The sequence below is a fragment of the Fundidesulfovibrio putealis DSM 16056 genome (assembly GCF_000429325.1).
GTDB lineage: Bacteria > Desulfobacterota > Desulfovibrionia > Desulfovibrionales > Desulfovibrionaceae > Fundidesulfovibrio > Fundidesulfovibrio putealis.
This window is the reverse complement of the sequence record NZ_KE386885.1, coordinates 370,224-386,292: the sequence shown is the minus strand read 5'-3', so window position 1 is coordinate 386,292 and position 16,069 is coordinate 370,224. Positions and strand designations below refer to the sequence as shown.

Genomic DNA, 16,069 nt, shown 5'->3' with positions numbered 1-16,069 from the left:
GAAGCTAATAGCCGGGTCCAGGGGGAGGCTTCTCCCCCTGGCCGCCGGAGGCATCTTCCTGCCTTACGATCCGTGCTCTTCGCCGAGCTCGTTCAGGAAGAACTCGTCTTCGGTCCAGTCCTCGCGCACCTTCACGAAAAGCTCCAGGTGCACGGGCGCCCCGGTCAGCTCCATGATGTCGTGGCGGGCCTTGGTGCCCACTTCCTTGAGCACCGCGCCGCCCTTGCCGATCACCATGCCCTTGTGGCGGTCGCGCGAGACGTAGATCACGGCGCTTATGCGCGCGCCCTTGGCGGTCTCCTGCCAGTGCTCTATGGCCACGGCGGTGTTGTAGGGCAGCTCCTGCGAGAGCTGAAGGAAGAGCTTCTCGCGGATGATCTCCGAGGCCAGAAAGCGCATGGGCGCGGTGGAGAGCTGGTCCTCGGGGTAGTAGGCCGCGCCCTCGGGCAGGTGCGAGACCATGACCTTGGTCAGTTCGTCCAGGCCCTTTTTCTTGAGCGCCGACACCGGCACGATGGCCGCTCCGGGCCAGGCTTCGCCCAGGCGCGCCATCACCGGCAGCAGGGAGGGCATGTCCGGCATGGCGTCGGTCTTGTTCAGGGCGATGATCACCGGCAGGCCGGAGCGCTCCACAGGCCGCGAGAGCAGCTTGATGTCGTTTTCCAGCATGTCGGGCTTTTTCGAATAAAAAATCGCGTCCAGCACGATGACAATGGCCTGGGCCTCGGCCAGTGCGTGCCAGGCGGCCTCCACCAGGCGGCTGTTCAGGCGCGAGCCGCGCGGGATGTGCACTCCGGGAGTATCGAGCAGGACGATCTGCGCGTCCTCGACGTTCAGGATTCCCGCCAGGCGGTTGCGGGTGGTCTGGGGCTTGGGGCTGACGATGGCCAGCTTCTGTCCCAGAAGTGCGTTCAATAATGTGGACTTGCCCGCGTTGGGGGGTCCGATCAGGGCCACATGGCCGAAACGAGTGGCGTTCACGTGTGTGCCCTCCGTGTGTTGAATTTGCGTGGCCGGAGGCCTTGCCCCCTTGCCTTAGTGCTTGACGATGGCTATAGCCGCCCTGTCATGGCGAAAGACCTCATAATTGTCGAGTCCCCGGCCAAGGTAAAGACCATCAAGAAGTTCCTCGGAGAAAAATTCTACGTGGAAGCTTCGGTTGGTCACGTACGCGATCTGCCCCAGAAAAAATTGGGTGTGGACGAAGCCAACGGCTTTGAGCCGCAATACGGGGTCATTCCCGGCAAACAGAAGGTGGTGGACCAGCTCACCAAGGTGGCGGCCAAGGCCAAGACCATCTTCCTGGCCCCCGACCCCGACCGCGAGGGGGAGGCCATCGCCTGGCACATCGCCGAGATTCTCAAAGAGACCAACTCGGACATCGTGCGCATCCAGTTCAACGAGATCACGGCCAAGGCCGTGCGCGAAGCGCTTGAACATCCGCGCCCGATCAACGAGAAGCTCTTCGAATCCCAGCAGGCGCGCCGCATCCTGGACCGCCTGGTGGGCTACAAGATTTCGCCGCTGCTCTGGAAAAAGGTCCGCAAGGGCATCAGCGCCGGACGCGTGCAGTCCGTGGCGCTGAAAATCGTCGTGGACCGCGAGAAGGAGCGCCTGGCCTTCAAGCCCGAGGAGTACTGGCTGTTCCGCGCCCGCCTGGAGGGCTCGGCCCCGCCGCCCTTCGAGGCCGAACTGGCCAAGGTCGGGGGCAAGAAGGCCCACATCGGCAGCGCCGAGGCCGCCGAGGCCCTGTCCGCGCAGCTTCAGGGCCAGCCCTTCGTGGTCACCTCCGTGGCCGAGAAGGAGCGCAAGAAGTCCCCGCCGCCGCCCTTCATCACCTCCACCTTGCAGCAGGCCGCCAACCAGCGCCTGGGCTACGCAGCCAAGAAGACCATGGGCGCGGCCCAGAAGCTCTACGAAGGCGTGGAGCTGGCCGAGCGCGGCACCACGGCGCTCATTACCTACATGCGTACCGACTCCACGCGCATCGCCGACGAAGCGCGCGACGCGGCCAAGGCGTACATCGTGGAGACGCTGGGCCAGGAATACTACCCCGACAAGGCCCGCCACTTCAAGACCAAGGCCGGAGCCCAGGACGCGCACGAAGCCATCCGCCCCATCGACGTGAACATCACGCCCAAGGACGTGGCCGGGCTTCTGCCCAAGGACCAGTTCCAGGTCTACAAGCTGGTCTGGGAGCGCTTCGTGGCCTCTCAGATGGCCGTGGCCAAGTTCTGGGACACGGCGGCTGTCATCGAGTGCGCGGGCGCCGAATTCAAGGCCAAGGGCGAGCGTCTCATCTTCCCCGGCTACCTGAAGGTCTACGGGCAGGATACCGAGGAGGAAGGCGGAGCATCCAAGGCCCTGCCGCCGCTCACCAAGGACCAAATCCTGAAGCTTCTGGAGATCCGCAAGGAGCAGAAGTTCACCCAGCCGCCGCCGCGCTACACGGAAGCGTCGTTGGTGCGCGAGCTGGAAGAGAAGGGCATCGGACGCCCCTCCACCTACGCGGCCATCATCTCCACGCTCATCGACCGCGACTACACCCGCATGGAAGAGAAGCACTTCGCCCCCACGGAGCTCGGCACCATCGTGTCCGACAAGCTCTCGGAGCACTTCCAGACCATCATGGACGTGGGCTTCACCGCGGGCATGGAAGAAGCCCTGGACCAGGTGGCCGAGGGACAGAAGGACTGGCACGTGCTGTTGGCCGAGTTCACGGCTGGGTTCTACCCGGCCCTGGAAAAGGCCGCCAAGGACATGGAGAAGCAGGTGCTGGACTCCGGCCTCCCCTGCCCCGCCTGCGGCAAGCCCATGATGGTGAAGTTCGGGCGCAATGGCGAGTTCCTGGCCTGCTCGGGCTACCCGGAGTGCAAGTCCACCTCCAACTTCACCCGCGACGAAGAGGGCAAGTACTCCTTCGCGGAAAAACCCGCCGAGGTTCCGCCCGAGGTTGTGGGCACCTGCCCCGAATGCGGCAAGGACCTGCACCTGAAGAAGGCCCGCACCGGCAGCCGCTTCATCGCCTGCTCGGGCTACCCCAAGTGCAAGTACACCAAGCCCTTCACCACGGGCGTGGCCTGCCCCCGCGAGGGCTGCGACGGCGAACTGGTGGAGAAGAGCTCGCGCTTCGGCAAGCTGTTCTACTCCTGCTCCAAGTACCCCAACTGCGACATGGCGGTGTGGGACTGGCCCGTGCTGGAACCCTGCCCCGAGTGCGACTCGCCCATCCTGGTGCGCAAGACCACCAAGACCCACGGCGAACACCTGGCCTGCCCGGTGAAGACGTGTAAATATCGGAAGTTGTGATCCGGCACTGAGCAACGTTTTCCTATCATATTGATTCGGGCAAGAGACACCTCTTGCCCGACGCCTACAGGCATATCGCTCTGAGGTGACCTTATCGTGAAATCTCGATACACCCGCTACCTTGCAGTAGTAGCTCTCTTGTTATCCTTCTGTCTTGCGATTCTTGGCGGATTCAACATACTAATCGATCCATATAACATTTTCAGAACCCCTGTCATCAAAGGCATCAACGACTATAAAAACGAGAGAGCTCACATAACAGAGCCATATCGATTATTTGCAAAGAGTTACGATACTTTGATCGTTGGATCTTCGCGTGTTCAGGCCATTTTTTGCGAGGATGTCACAGCCATCGCACCTGAACTCAACGCTGATTGCATCAATGTCAGTACGCCTCATGCGTATTTCCCATGGCTTGTAAATCTGGTGCGCCACGCCAACAGAATCCGCCCTGTCAAACGCATCGTTTTTGGACTCGATTTCTTTGGGTTCAACATGACAGGGGGCGTGTTCAACCCTGCGGACGAAGAACGTCTTCTGAATGTTCCTGGGAAGTCAGATTTAACGCTCATCAATGACGTCTTACGACAAATGTTCGCTTCTGGGACAACAGAACTCAGCATCAACAGCCTCAAGGGGAGTATTCAGACCGCATCAATTGCACATGGCGCACCCACAGCAACAACAACTCCGCAAGAAGCCCAGGGAAAAATCTTCTTGTCGTTTTATCCTGGCGTGCTCAGTTATTACCAGAATTACTCTTTTTCCGGATCACAGGGAAAACCTTCTTCCCTGGAATATTTTCACTCTTTTTTAATGTATTGCATGCAAGAGAATATCCAAGTGTACTTTTTTATAAGCCCAGTGCACTCGATAATGCTCGACATCTTTAAGAAGCACAACCTCTGGACCCACTACTTCCAATGGGAAAGAGCGTTGGCCACCATGATAGCCACCGCTAACGCCAGCTTGCCAAGCCCGCTTTTTGTCTTGTGGGATTTCTCCGGGTACAATTCGATCACGACAACCCAGGTTTATAACGACAATAATAAGTATACACCCAACGAGTACTACGCTGATCCATTTCACTACAAAAGAATAGTAGGGAGTATCATGCTCGAAACAGTACTCACAGGGACTTCCTCTGTACAAGATTTTGGCGTTTTACTCACATCTGAAAATATAGAAAACCGCCTGTCCGATCTGCACCGGGAACGAGAACTGCACTCTTCTAAGAACTCAGCCTACTTCAACATGCTTTTCAGCCAGCCTCAACGTCTTCGGAATACCGCTCAATAGCGAGAATGAAGCGCGCCATGCACCCTCTGCTCACACTCTTCGCCCCACCAGAACTTCGCCAAGGGTACCTGGAGCGACAAAAGACACTTGAGTCATTGCTTAACGCAGCATCCGAGTTGCAGGCATTGTTGGACTGTGACGAACTCGACCAGGCAACAATCAAGGCGGTGGAACTCGGCGAACTGGGGATCACATTTGGGGCGAGACTTGATGCAGACCATGGCCAAGCGCCTCACCTCGTGGGCATGGGGAACAACAAGCACGAACTCGAAGCAAGAACGTTCGCGCAAAGACTGCTCAACCACCACGACGACAACATTCGGTTGTCGATGCCAGAAACGATTTCCACGCTAAAACTTTGGGCTCGGCAGGCACTTCGCGCATGGACAACGGCACGCCACTTAAACAGCTACAGAATGCGCGCCCTTGCGGTGTATCTCGTTGGAATTGTGCTAGTGGCTGGAATATACTTCGCTGTCGATTCCGCAGTCAGCTTACATTTCAAAAAAATTGAACTGGAGCGTCAGTCGCAATTTACCGTAGACCTTGCCAGCCCAGGCCATATCCTTCCTCCTCACTTCAAGGTCGGCGGACTGTTGCCCCCTGAAAGAGATGGTGCACTTCATTGGTGCTGGGGCCTGGGACCCAAGACATTGATCGCGTTTGTCCTACATAAACCTCTTGAAGTCACAGTCTCTTGCACGATCCACAATCCTATTGCCGGACAAACCGTGACCTTCAACGGCAACGGGGCACTTCAATCCTTCACTATCGAACACCCTGCCCCCTGGCCTCAGGCAAATTCAGAGCTGACATTCACCTTCAAAGGTGTGCAAGGGCTAAACACGCTCTCCATAGCGTATGCTGATTGGAACTACAAAAGCATCGTGTTTGCACCTGACGACCCGAACCAATACGCGGTTGCATTCAAGCGACTCGAACTCACCACTCATAAATTGACCCCTAATGCAGGAAAGTAACGTAGCAATCATGCTTACGCTTGAGGCCATCCAGGCGGAGCCAGCAACCTCCGACAGCTGAGACCTTCGCTATGCTCTTCAATTCATATGTTTTTCTTTTCGTATTCCTCCCGTTCGCGCTTACGCCCTTTGTTCTGTTGTCAGACAGGTTGGGCAGGCACTGGCTGGAATGGTGGGTCATCGGGTGCTCACTGATCTTTTACAGCTGGTTTGACATCACAAACACTGCGATCATCTCTCTTTCCGTTCTCTTCAACTATCTGGTGGCCAAAGCAATCCATGCTCACCACAACCACAAAAACACTGAGAAAGGCCCAAGGTATTATTTCGCGTTTGGAGTCATCACAAATCTGGCTGTCTTGTCTTACTACAAGTATACGAATTTCTTCCTGCGGGACATCCTCTCACATTTTGGCATTCATTCCGAAGTACACGACATCGCTCTTCCTCTTGGAATTTCTTTTTTTACTTTCCAGCAGATCATTTTCCTCAAAGACTTGATGTCGAAAGATGTGACGCTTTTCTCATTCAGAAAATACCTCTTCTGTGTCACTTTTTTTCCGCACCTCATTGCCGGCCCAATAATAAAGTACAAGCATATTCTCAAACAGCTGTATTCCAGAGCATTCTTCACATATTCCCCAGTTTACCTGGCTACCGGATTCACATGGCTCACTTTAGGCTTGTTCAAAAAGGTCATCATAGCAGACAACCTCGCCCCTTACGCCAGCCAAGCTTTTCAAGCTGTGGCCGACGGGCATGTGATCTCTCTTATAAGCTCCTGGACCGGCTGCTTGGCCTACGCCTTCCAGATCTATTTCGACTTTTCCGGATACTCGGACATGGCCATCGGCCTGGGACTGCTCTTCAAAATCGAATTACCCGTAAACTTCAACTCTCCGTACAAAGCCACGTCGATCGTTGACTTCTGGCGGCGATGGCACATCACCCTCTCCTGGTTCCTGAGGGAATGCATTTACATCCCGCTGGGAGGGAACCGGAAAGGGCGCGCCCATCAGTACATCAATCTGTTGATCACCATGCTGCTGGCAGGGCTCTGGCACGGGGCCGGGTGGACTTTCGTGGTGTGGGGAGGTGTCCATGGCCTCCTCCTGGTAGCCACCCACGCTTGGGAGTCAACAAAACCCGCATCAATCGGGGCATACTCTCTTGCATTTGCCCGTCTTTCGACGTTCTTACTCGTTTGTCTGGCCTGGGTCCCCTTCAGGGCTGTAGACCTTCAAGCCATGACAACCTATTATAAATCAATGTTTGTGATTACCAGTGACATTGGAAGCTTTGATCCGCGCGCGACGCTCATCATCGTAATATGTTGTCTGGTGGCCTGGTTCTTCCCCAACACGCAACAAATCATGTGTAAATTCAAGCCATGCATTGAAAACTATCTTTCCGAGCGCGCAACATGGACTGGTCAATCTTTCATTTCGTGGAAGCCGACCCCCTTCTACGCGATCATAACGGTTTTGATCTTTTGTTATGTTACAATTTCTCTTGGGAGCAATGCAGAGTTTCTGTACTTCCAGTTTTAGATCTGTCTGACGTGTTTGGCTTGGACGAAATTACACTTTGAATTCATCACTGCTGCAATCTGTTACACAAAAGAGCGCCTCGCCCTCAGCCTTGTTCGATAGCCTCACAACCCGTATTCGTGCGGCCTACTCCCCCCGCCCTTCCCCGCTCTGCACGGCCCACAGGCCCGAGTACACGCCCTTCTGGGCCAGCAGTTCATCGTGGCGGCCTCGCTCCACGATGACGCCCGCCACCACCACGATGATCTCGTCGGCAAGCCTCACCGTGGACAGCCTGTGCGCCACGGCCAGGGTCATGCGGTCGCCCCGGAAGGCGTGCAGGTTCTGCTGGATGATCTCCTCGGTGCGGGTGTCCACGGCGGACGTGGCCTCGTCCAGCACCAGGATGTCCGGGCGGCGCAGCACCGCGCGCGCAAGCGAGATGCGCTGGCGCTGCCCGCCGGAGAGCTTCACGCCTCCCTCTCCGATGGGGGTGTCGAAGCCCTGAGGCAGCTCCCGTATGAATTCCAGCGCCCCGGCTATGCGCGCGGCCTCCTCCAGCTGCTCCGGCGTGGTGTCCGGCGCGCCAAGGCTGATGTTCTCTGCCGCGCTGCCCGCGAACAGGAACGCATCCTGGGACACGTAGCCCATGCGCTTTCGAAGGCTCATGAGGGTGAAGTCCGCAAGATCGCGCCCATTGAGCGTTATGCGCCCGGACTGCGGGTCCAGGTGGCGCAGCAAAAGCTTCACCAGCGTGGATTTGCCGGCCCCCGTGGGACCGACCACGCCGATCACCTTGCCGCGCTCCATGGTCAGGCTCAGGCCGCAAAGCACGGGCTCTCGCTCCGGGTAGGCGAAACGAACGTCCTCGAAGCGCAGTGACTGCGGCGTCTCGTCCAGGGCCACCGCGCCGGGCTTGTCCGCGATGGCTGGTTCCAGCGACAACACGCCCCAGATGCGCTGCGCCGAGGCTTCCGAGCGCTGGAACTGGTTGATGAGCATCCCGAAGACGAACAACGGCAGGATCATGCGCGTGGCCAGCAGGATGAACGTGGCGTAGTCGCCGAGCGTCGGCCCGTTGCCCGAGAGCGTCAGCCACCCGCCGCCCGAGATCAGCAGCGCGAAGGCCGCTCCGGCCACGATGTACAGCACCGGGATGAAGCGCGCGCGGGCCATGGCCGCGCCGATGGCCTCGTCGCGGTAGCGGGCGGACTGCACGTCCACGCGCCGGGCCTGGTCCTCCTCGGCGGTGAAGGCCTGGATGACCCCCATGCCGCGCAGGTTGTTGCCGATGATGGCCGCCACCTGCCCCACGGCGGCGCGAGCCTCGCGGTAGCGGGGGCGGATGCGCGTGGAGAAGGTCCGCACTGCGGCGAAGGCGAAGGGCATGGGCGCGAGCAGCAAAAGGGCCAGACGCCAGTCGATCCAGAACAGCACCGCGAAGGTGCCCAGGAAGGTGATGACCAGCCGGATGGTGGAGGTGGTGGCGTCGGCCAGGAAGTTCTCCAGGTTGTCCACGTCCGAGGAGACCACGTTCAGGAGGTCGCCGCTTTGTCGCTCCTCGAAGAAGTGCATGTCCTGGCGCTGGAGATGCCGGTACAGGGCGTTCCGCAGGTCGTGGCGCACCTTCTGGGCCATGGAGTCCAGGGAATAGTCGCTCACGGACTGGAACACGGCCAGGAACACGAAGGACGCCAGCACGCCCCCCCCGTAGAGCAGCAGCGTGTCCAGCCCGGGAATCAGCCCGGATTTTGAGGCGTTGATGGCGTCCACGGCCTTGCCCACCAGGATCATGGGGATCAGGTCGCAGGCGCGGGCAGCGGCGTTGGTGCCGATTCCCAGCAGGAAGCGGTTGCGGTACGGGGCCACGAACGGAAGGAGTCGGGACAGTGCCCAGCTTGAAGCGATGCGCATTGTTTTGCTATAGACCAAGGAGCAGCGGAGGAAAACACCAATGAGCAAAGAGACAGCCATCATCCGGGCCATCGTGGAGAGCCGCGTGGCCGGGACCGACCGCGCCCTGGCGCGCTACATGTGCCTGACCTGCGGCTACACCTACGACCCCAAGCGCGGGGACGCCAAGGGCGGCATAGAGCCCGGCACCTCGGGAGACGACCTTCCGAACGACTGGTGCTGCCCCACCTGCGGCAAGGACCAGACCTATTTCGCCCGCCGGGACGACTGATGATTCCGCGCCCCTGAACAACAGGAACTGTATTTCAGGGGCACCCCTTTTACTAGGCGGCGTCACGCCCCGGACGCGGCCAGCGGGAGCCGAAGGCGAAAGCGCGCCGGGTGCGCGGACTCCACGGTGAACCCGCCGCGCAGCTGCTTGGCCAACATGGCCACGATCTGAAGCCCCAGGGTCGCCACCCGGTCCAGGTCGAAGCCCTCAGGCAGCCCGACGCCGTCGTCCTCCACGATGATGGACACCCCTGAGTCCTCGCGGACCATCTCCACGCGCACCTCTCCCCGGCTCCTGTCCTTGAATCCGTGCCTGAGGGCGTTGGTGACCAGCTCGTTCATGATGAGCCCGAAAGGCACTGCCTGATCCAGGCTCAGGTGCATGGGGCACAGCGACAGGCACAGCGCCACCTCGCGCCCGGCCGAGTAGGCGGAGACCAGCCGGGAGAGGAACTGGCGCAGGTAGTCCTGCGCGTCGATGTCGCAGAAATCACGCGAACGGTAGAGCTGTTCGTGAATGAGAGCCATGGACGTCACCCGCCCCCGGCTCTCCGCCAGGATCGCCAGCGCCACGGGGTTGTCCACCTTCTCTTCCTGAAGGCTCAAAAGGCTTGAGACTATCTGGAGGTTGTTCTTCACGCGGTGGTGGACCTCGCGCAGCAGAACCTCCTTCTCGCGCAGCGAGGCGGCCATGGCCTCCTCGGCCAGCAGGCGCTCCAGCTCGCCGCTGGCGCGCACGCCGACCATGCGCAGGATGTTCTCGGCCATCCGGGAGTCTTCCAGGGGACGCCTGCCGATCACGGCGATCAAGCCGGAGGGAAGCCCCGCCCCGTCCCAGAGGGTGACGCCCAGATAGCTCTCTGCGCCCATCTCCTGGAGCACGGCGTCCTTGGGGAACAGGGCGCTGACGTCGCGGGGGAAGCAGCAGATGGCTTTGCCCACCACGTCCCCGCAGGGCGTGTCTTTCAGGGCGTAGCTTATGTTGTCCTCGAAGTGGCCGTCATGATAGACGGCCAGGGTCCGCGCGGTGAGCCCGTCGCCCTCCAGCCGGTCGATGCACACGAACTCCATGTCCAGGATTTCCGCCAGATACTTGGCCAGGAACTGAAAGAAGGTGTGCCCTGAACGCCCCACCCCGCCCGTGGCCAGAACCGTGAGCACCTCGTCCAGCGTCCTGCGCTCGGTCACGTCCCGGACGGCGCCGTGCAGGCGCAGTTCATGCGGCGAAGCGCCCTGTTCGCAACTGTAGACTTCGCGCACCCAGCGAACCGAGCCGTCCTTGTGGTTGAGTCTGAACTCAATCTCCCCGCTGTCGCCCGCCTTAAGGGCCAGCAGGTGCATGCCGATGCGGGGCTGGTCCGACGGGTGGACCAGGTCCATCCAGCACCCCTGGGCGCTCATCTCCCCGACAGTGTACCCGGTCACGCTTTCCACCGCGCCTCCGAGCCAGATCACCCGGTAGGGTTCGAGTCCCAACCTCACGCAGCTGTGGATGAAGTCCGAGGCCAGCGACGCCAGCCTGCGATACGGCAATTCCCCGGCTGCCAGGGCTGCCTGCGTCTGGCTCATCGGTTCACTTCCCATAGCGGAGTACCCCCCATCATGTGTGTTCCCCTGCGGCCCGCTTCCGGAATACCAGGAAGAGACGGAGCTCCAGCGCAGCGACCCCGATGCATGCCAAGACCGCCAGCGCCTCCATGACCGCAACCGCCACGTAACGGCCACCGCTCTCCCGGCCCACGGGATGCCTGACCAGTTGGAACGTCCCTCCGGACAAGCCGGAGTAAAGGTCCCAGGCCAAGGCAACGGTCCCGGCCAGCGTGACGGCACATGCCGCAGCAAGCAGCAGGCTGATCATCCGAGGAGAGAGAGCAGGAGCGAGACGGCCCATCGGTGGCTCCGCGCCTGACGCCGCCGGGACTGCCACAGCGCGCCAAGTCTGCCTTCATCAGGTCCCCGCCGGGAAGCGGGGATGCCCCTCACATGGGAGCGATACGCCGACTAGAAAACCACGGTCTTGTTGCCGTCGACTATGATGCGGTCCTCCAGGTGCGCCCGGACGGCCTTGGCCAGCACCTGGCGCTCCAGGTCGCGCCCCAGCTCTTTCAGGTCCTCCACGCCGTGACGGTGGGACACGTGGGCCACGTCCTGGGCGATGATCGGGCCGGCGTCCAGCTCTGCGGTCACGTAGTGGGCTGTGGCCCCGATGATCTTCACGCCGCGCTCGAAGGCCTGGCGGTAGGGATCGGCCCCCACGAACGCGGGCAGGAACGAATGGTGGATGTTGATGATGGGCACGGCTGAGCGGGTGATGAACTCCGGCGAGAGGATCTGCATGTAGCGGGCGAGCACCACCGCGTCGGCGCGGTCCCGAAGCAGTTCCAGGGCGGCGTTCTCGGCGGCGGCCTTGCCCTCGTCGTCCATGGGGGGCACCGGTATGCAGTGGAAAGGCGCACCGAAGCGCTCCACCGGCTCCTTGAGGTCGGGATGGTTGCTGATGACCATGGCCACCTCGCAGGGCAGCTCCCCGCGCGACCAGCGCCACAGGATCTCCATCAGGCAGTGCTCGTGGCGCGACACGAAAAGGGCCAGCCGCTTGGGCGGGAGCGCCGCGCGGATGGCCCACTGCATCTCGAAGGGAGCCCCGACCACCTGGCGGAAGGCGGCCACGAAGGCTTCCAGGCCCAGGTCCAGGTGCGGGGTCTGGAATTCCAGGCGCATGAACAGCTTGCCGCCTTCGGGGTCGGTGGAGTGCTGGTCCAGGTGGGTTATGTTCGCGCCGTGGGAGAATATGAACTGGCTCACGGCGGCTACGATGCCGGGCCGGTCGGGACAGGTGATGAGCAGGCGGGCGATGTTGCCGCAGGCGTCGTCTTGGATATGCGTTCCGTTCATCGAATCCCTATAGACAATCCCGGTCTGAAAATCCATGCGGTCAGGCAGGCCCGGAGATGCCGCCCGGCAGCCCGCCGCAGGCGGACGGGTACGAGCTCACGGCCACCGACGCCGGCAAGAGGCGGAAATCCACGTGGCCCGCAAGTCCGGGGACCCCATGGTGGGCCAGCTGTCCTCGGAGACCCTGGTCATAAACGGCGAGGAGTTCGTGATCCTGCTGACGGAGGTCGTCGGCATCGACGACGCCAGCCGGGTCACCGAAAAGATCGTGCAGGAGTTCAGGCTCCCCTTTGACGTGCAGGGAGCTTCCTTGGCCATCTCGGCCAGCATCGGGTAGCCGTCTACCCGGACAACGGCCAGGATCTGAATATGCTGTTGAAATGCTCCGACGAAGCCCTCTACCAGGTGAAGCACGCGGGCCGCGACGGCTTCGCGGCCACCGGCTCCGCACTCGGCTCCTGACGACAAGGCCTTCAGGATTTGCGCTTCACCACGTTGGAGATGGTTTCCAGAAGCGCCTCGCACGACACCGGCTTCACCAGATAGCCGCTGGCTCCCCCCTTGAAAACAGCGTCGAACATGTTCTGCTGGTCGCCATGGGCCGAGATCATGAGGACTTTGGCCTCCTGGCCGGTTTTGACCCCCATCCCGGCCTCCATCTCCCGGATGGTCTTCAGGGTTTCCTGGCCGTCCATCACCGGCATCTCGATATCCAGCAGAACGACCTGATACGGGTCGTTCTCCATATGTGCCAGTTGGAAGGCCAGGACAGCCTCCTGTCCGTTGACCGCCACATCGGCTTTGTGTGTCCGCCGCAGGCACTCCGAAAGCATAAGACGGTTGGAGATATCATCCTCGACAATCAATATGCGCATGACCCACCCGCTTCGCCAGAGTAAAGAGATAGTTCCAGTCTCTATGGAGAAATCTGTTGTGTGTCAAACGATGTGCAATTGAGTCGCAGTCCATAGGATAACATCCTTGATTTTTGGCACTTTCTGGCAGAGCGACGCGCTGAAAAATGCGTGAAGGACGCGAACGGAGCCTAGCCTGAAACCCCGCCTCGACAGCGGAGTCGCGGGCATGGTATTTCCGCGCCCTCCCGAACCGCCCGGCACCACCTGTTGCCGGACTGGCGCGAACACCCAAACCAAGGACCGCCCGCATGGAAACGAAATACTGGCTCCTGAAGACCGAGCCCGGCTGCTACTCCATCGACGACCTGGCCGCCGAACCGGACCAGACCACCCGCTGGAGCGGGGTGCGCAACTTCCAGGCCCGGAACTTCATGCGCGACCAGATGTCCGAGGGCGACCTGGCGCTCTTTTACCACAGCGTTACCGGGCCTTCCGCCGTTGGCGTGGCCCGGATCGTGCGCGCCGGATATCCCGACGAAACCGCCTGGGACCCGGACGACCAGCACTTCGATCCCAAATCGACCCCGGATAAGCCCCTGTGGTTCGCTGTGGACGTGCGCTTCGTGGAGAAATTCGCCCAGCCTGTGCCGCTGGGGGCCATGCGCGCGGTCCCTGCCCTGGCCTCGATGGAGCTTCTGCGCAAGGGCTCCAGGCTCTCGGTGATGCCTCTCACCCGTGAGGAGTTCGAAACCGTGCGCGCCATGGGAGGGCAGCTTCCGGCTTGACAGACGCAGCCGCGCGTGGTGAACCCTGGCAAGCTGAACATGCCAGATCTGACACATTATCCGGTCGCGCACGCATCCCGGAACAAGCCCGGTGCATGCCCAGGAGCACGCAATGACCATTGTCCCCGACATCCCCTCCCTGTACACGCCCACCGGGCCGGTTCCGCCCGAATTCGACCTGCCCGGCCCGGTCGTGATCGAGAACTGGCTGGTGGACGGACGCCTTGAGCCCTGGACGGGCGAGATGCAGACCGTCACCTCCCCCATCCACGTGGATACCGGCTCCGGCCCGGCCCCCCGGGTGCTCGGGGCCTGCCCCATGCTGGACGAAGCAGCCGCCTTGGCCGCCGTGGACGCCGCAAGCCGCGCCTGGGACCACGGGCGCGGCCTCTGGCCCACCATGCGCGTGGACGAGCGCATCCGCTGCGTGGAGGAGTTCGCGCACCGCATGTCCGAAAAGCGCGACGAGATCGTGCGCCTGATGATGTGGGAGATCTGCAAGACCCTGCCGGACGCGCGCGCCGAGTTCGACCGCACCGTGGAGTACATCCACGACACCGTGGACGCCCTCAAGGACCTGGACCGGGCCTCCTCGCGCTTCGTCATCGAGAAAGGCATCTACGCCCAGATTCGTCGCGCCCCGCTTGGCCCGGTGTTGTGCATGGGGCCGTTCAACTATCCCCTGAATGAGACCTTCACCACGCTCATCCCCGCGCTCATCATGGGAAACCCGGTGATCGTGAAGCCGCCGCGCATGGGCAAGCTCCTGTACGGACCGCTCGCGCAGGCCTTCCTCGAGGCCTTCCCCCCGGGCGTGGTGAACGTGGCCTACGGCGACCGCCGCATCCTCGGGCCAATCATGAAGAGCGGCAAGATCGGCGTGCTGGCCTTCATCGGCTCCAGCAAGGCAGCCGACGCGCTGCGCCTGCAGCATCCCCACCCGCACCGCCTGCGCTGCATCCTTGGCCTGGACGCCAAAAACGCGGCAATCGTCATGGAAAGCGCGGACATGGACCTCACCGTGCAGGAGCTGCTTTCCGGTAGCTTATCGTTCAACGGGCAGCGCTGCACAGCCATCAAGATCGTCTTCGTGCACGAGAGCCGCGCCAAAGAGCTGGTCGAGCGCCTGGGCGCGGCCATGGCCGCGCTGCCCCTGGGCATGCCTTGGGACGAGGGCGCGAAGATCACCCCGCTGCCCGAGCCCGGCAAGACCGCCTATCTCACGGAGATCATCGCAGACGCCAAAACACATGGGGCGACCGTAGCCAATCCGGGAGGCGGAGAGACCGCAATGTCGCTGTTCCGCCCGGCGCTACTCTACCCCGTGGCAGCGGACGCCCGGCTCTTTCACGAGGAGCAGTTCGGGCCGGTGGTGCCGGTGGTCCCGTTCTCGGACATGGAAGAGCCCATCCAGGCCATCATCAACTCCGGCTACGGCCAGCAGATGAGCATCTTCGGCTCCGACCCGGTAAAAGTGGCGGAGCTCGTGGACCCCATGGTGAACCAGGTGTGCCGCGTGAACCTGAACAGCCAGTGCCAGCGCGGGCCGGACACCTTCCCGTTCACCGGACGCAAGGACTCCGCCGAGGGCACCCTGTCGGTGACCGACGCCCTGCGCTGCTTCTCCATCCGGACCCTGGTGGCAGCCAAGGGCACGCCCGGCAACAAGGCGCTCCTTTCGGACATCCTGCGTGAGCGGCGCTCCAGCTTCCTGTCGACAGATTTTCTGCTCTAGGCCCGGCTTCCCTGCCCTGCATCAGCCAGACAAAAGGGCCTGCGACGCGCGTCGCAGGCCCTCTCCTGGTGATATTTCCGCCGCAAGGTGGCGTCACTCCCCGCAAATGCCAGGCACCGGCACCTTCTGGAACAGATGCGGCGAGGCAACCGTGCTCGGCGGATAGGCACCCAGGTGCGCCTGGAACTCCGGGTTCTGGAAGGCGCGCCTGAAGTGCCCGGCCGACTCCCACACGGCGTAGTTCAGGAAGACGCAGCTGCCCCCTATGCCGCGATGCAGCTGCGTGGACACGAACCCAGGCTGGCGCTTCATGACCTCGGCGTCCGCCGTCCAGGCGGCCAGCAGATGGTCTGCCTCCTCGGGCTGCACTGTGAACGTGTTGATGAGGACCACCGGCCCGGTCTCCAGGGTCATCTGCTCCCGGATGCTCACGCGCTCGTCCATTTCCGCGAATTGCAGCATGGTTCCCTCCCTGTTTGACATCTCGCCGACCTCC

15 protein-coding genes are annotated in these 16,069 nt (G+C 61.5%); 9 read left to right on the top strand and 6 right to left on the bottom strand.

The features are described 5' to 3' along the window. Positions 1-63: 63 nt before the first annotated feature. The gene (gene era, locus G453_RS0118530) at positions 64-981 is read right to left on the bottom strand and encodes a GTPase Era (RefSeq protein ID WP_027192233.1); all 918 of its coding nucleotides are present in this window, start codon (positions 979-981) and stop codon (positions 64-66) included. An 87-nt stretch (positions 982-1,068) separates the two neighbouring features. On the opposite strand from era, the gene topA reads away from it, so the two are divergent. From topA to G453_RS0118510, 4 genes are all read left to right on the top strand, one after another. Next, a complete protein-coding gene (gene topA / locus G453_RS0118525; protein WP_027192232.1) occupies positions 1,069-3,309 on the top strand; it encodes a type I DNA topoisomerase in 2,241 nt (746 codons plus the stop codon). 96 nt (positions 3,310-3,405) lie between these two features. After that, the gene (locus tag G453_RS28210; protein WP_156921010.1) at positions 3,406-4,608 is read left to right on the top strand and encodes a hypothetical protein; all 1,203 of its coding nucleotides are present in this window, start codon (positions 3,406-3,408) and stop codon (positions 4,606-4,608) included. Between the two features lie 17 nt (positions 4,609-4,625). Beyond that, positions 4,626-5,588, top strand: coding sequence for a hypothetical protein (locus tag G453_RS0118515; protein ID WP_027192230.1), 963 nt, complete (start codon positions 4,626-4,628; stop codon positions 5,586-5,588). Between the two features lie 71 nt (positions 5,589-5,659). Continuing rightward, on the top strand, positions 5,660-7,138 hold the full coding sequence (locus tag G453_RS0118510) for an MBOAT family O-acyltransferase (protein ID WP_027192229.1): 1,479 nt from the start codon (positions 5,660-5,662) through the stop codon (positions 7,136-7,138). Between the two features lie 126 nt (positions 7,139-7,264). On the opposite strand, the gene G453_RS25165 is transcribed toward G453_RS0118510, so the two are convergent. Then, positions 7,265-9,031 (bottom strand): ABC transporter ATP-binding protein, encoded by a 1,767-nt coding sequence (locus tag G453_RS25165; protein WP_043646360.1) that lies wholly within the window; start codon positions 9,029-9,031, stop codon positions 7,265-7,267. Between the two features lie 40 nt (positions 9,032-9,071). Here G453_RS25165 and G453_RS0118500 point away from each other — a divergent pair, with 40 nt between their 5' ends. Further along, positions 9,072-9,302: a rubredoxin gene (locus G453_RS0118500; protein ID WP_407635557.1), complete on the top strand. Its 231-nt coding sequence runs from the start codon at positions 9,072-9,074 to the stop codon at positions 9,300-9,302. 62 nt (positions 9,303-9,364) lie between these two features. Here the strand turns inward: G453_RS0118500 and G453_RS26720 are convergent, their stop codons facing one another. Next, positions 9,365-10,870, bottom strand: a complete 1,506-nt coding sequence (locus tag G453_RS26720) for a histidine kinase dimerization/phosphoacceptor domain -containing protein (RefSeq protein ID WP_051272615.1) — start codon at positions 10,868-10,870, stop codon at positions 9,365-9,367. A 432-nt stretch (positions 10,871-11,302) separates the two neighbouring features. Continuing rightward, entirely contained in the window at positions 11,303-12,196 is an 894-nt protein-coding gene (gene purU, locus G453_RS0118485) for a formyltetrahydrofolate deformylase (protein WP_051272614.1), read from the bottom strand. Positions 12,197-12,329: 133 nt separating this feature from the next. Between purU and G453_RS0118480 the strand changes: the two genes are divergently transcribed. Next, positions 12,330-12,533 (top strand): diguanylate cyclase, encoded by a 204-nt coding sequence (locus G453_RS0118480; RefSeq protein WP_027192225.1) that lies wholly within the window; start codon positions 12,330-12,332, stop codon positions 12,531-12,533. Between the two features lie 32 nt (positions 12,534-12,565). Then, positions 12,566-12,658, top strand: a complete 93-nt coding sequence (locus tag G453_RS28915) for a GGDEF domain-containing protein (RefSeq protein WP_235731803.1) — start codon at positions 12,566-12,568, stop codon at positions 12,656-12,658. 11 nt (positions 12,659-12,669) lie between these two features. Here the strand turns inward: G453_RS28915 and G453_RS0118470 are convergent, their stop codons facing one another. Then, positions 12,670-13,071, bottom strand: coding sequence for a response regulator (locus G453_RS0118470; RefSeq protein ID WP_027192224.1), 402 nt, complete (start codon positions 13,069-13,071; stop codon positions 12,670-12,672). A gap of 290 nt (positions 13,072-13,361) precedes the next feature. Between G453_RS0118470 and G453_RS0118465 the strand changes: the two genes are divergently transcribed. Then, a complete protein-coding gene (locus G453_RS0118465) occupies positions 13,362-13,838 on the top strand; it encodes an EVE domain-containing protein (protein WP_027192223.1) in 477 nt (158 codons plus the stop codon). A gap of 112 nt (positions 13,839-13,950) precedes the next feature. Continuing rightward, positions 13,951-15,573 carry an NADP-dependent glyceraldehyde-3-phosphate dehydrogenase gene (locus G453_RS0118460; RefSeq protein ID WP_027192222.1) on the top strand — a complete coding sequence of 541 codons (1,623 nt, stop codon included), beginning with the start codon at positions 13,951-13,953 and terminating at the stop codon, positions 15,571-15,573. A gap of 93 nt (positions 15,574-15,666) precedes the next feature. Here the strand turns inward: G453_RS0118460 and G453_RS0118455 are convergent, their stop codons facing one another. Further along, positions 15,667-16,035 (bottom strand): antibiotic biosynthesis monooxygenase family protein, encoded by a 369-nt coding sequence (locus G453_RS0118455; protein WP_027192221.1) that lies wholly within the window; start codon positions 16,033-16,035, stop codon positions 15,667-15,669. Positions 16,036-16,069: the final 34 nt, after the last annotated feature.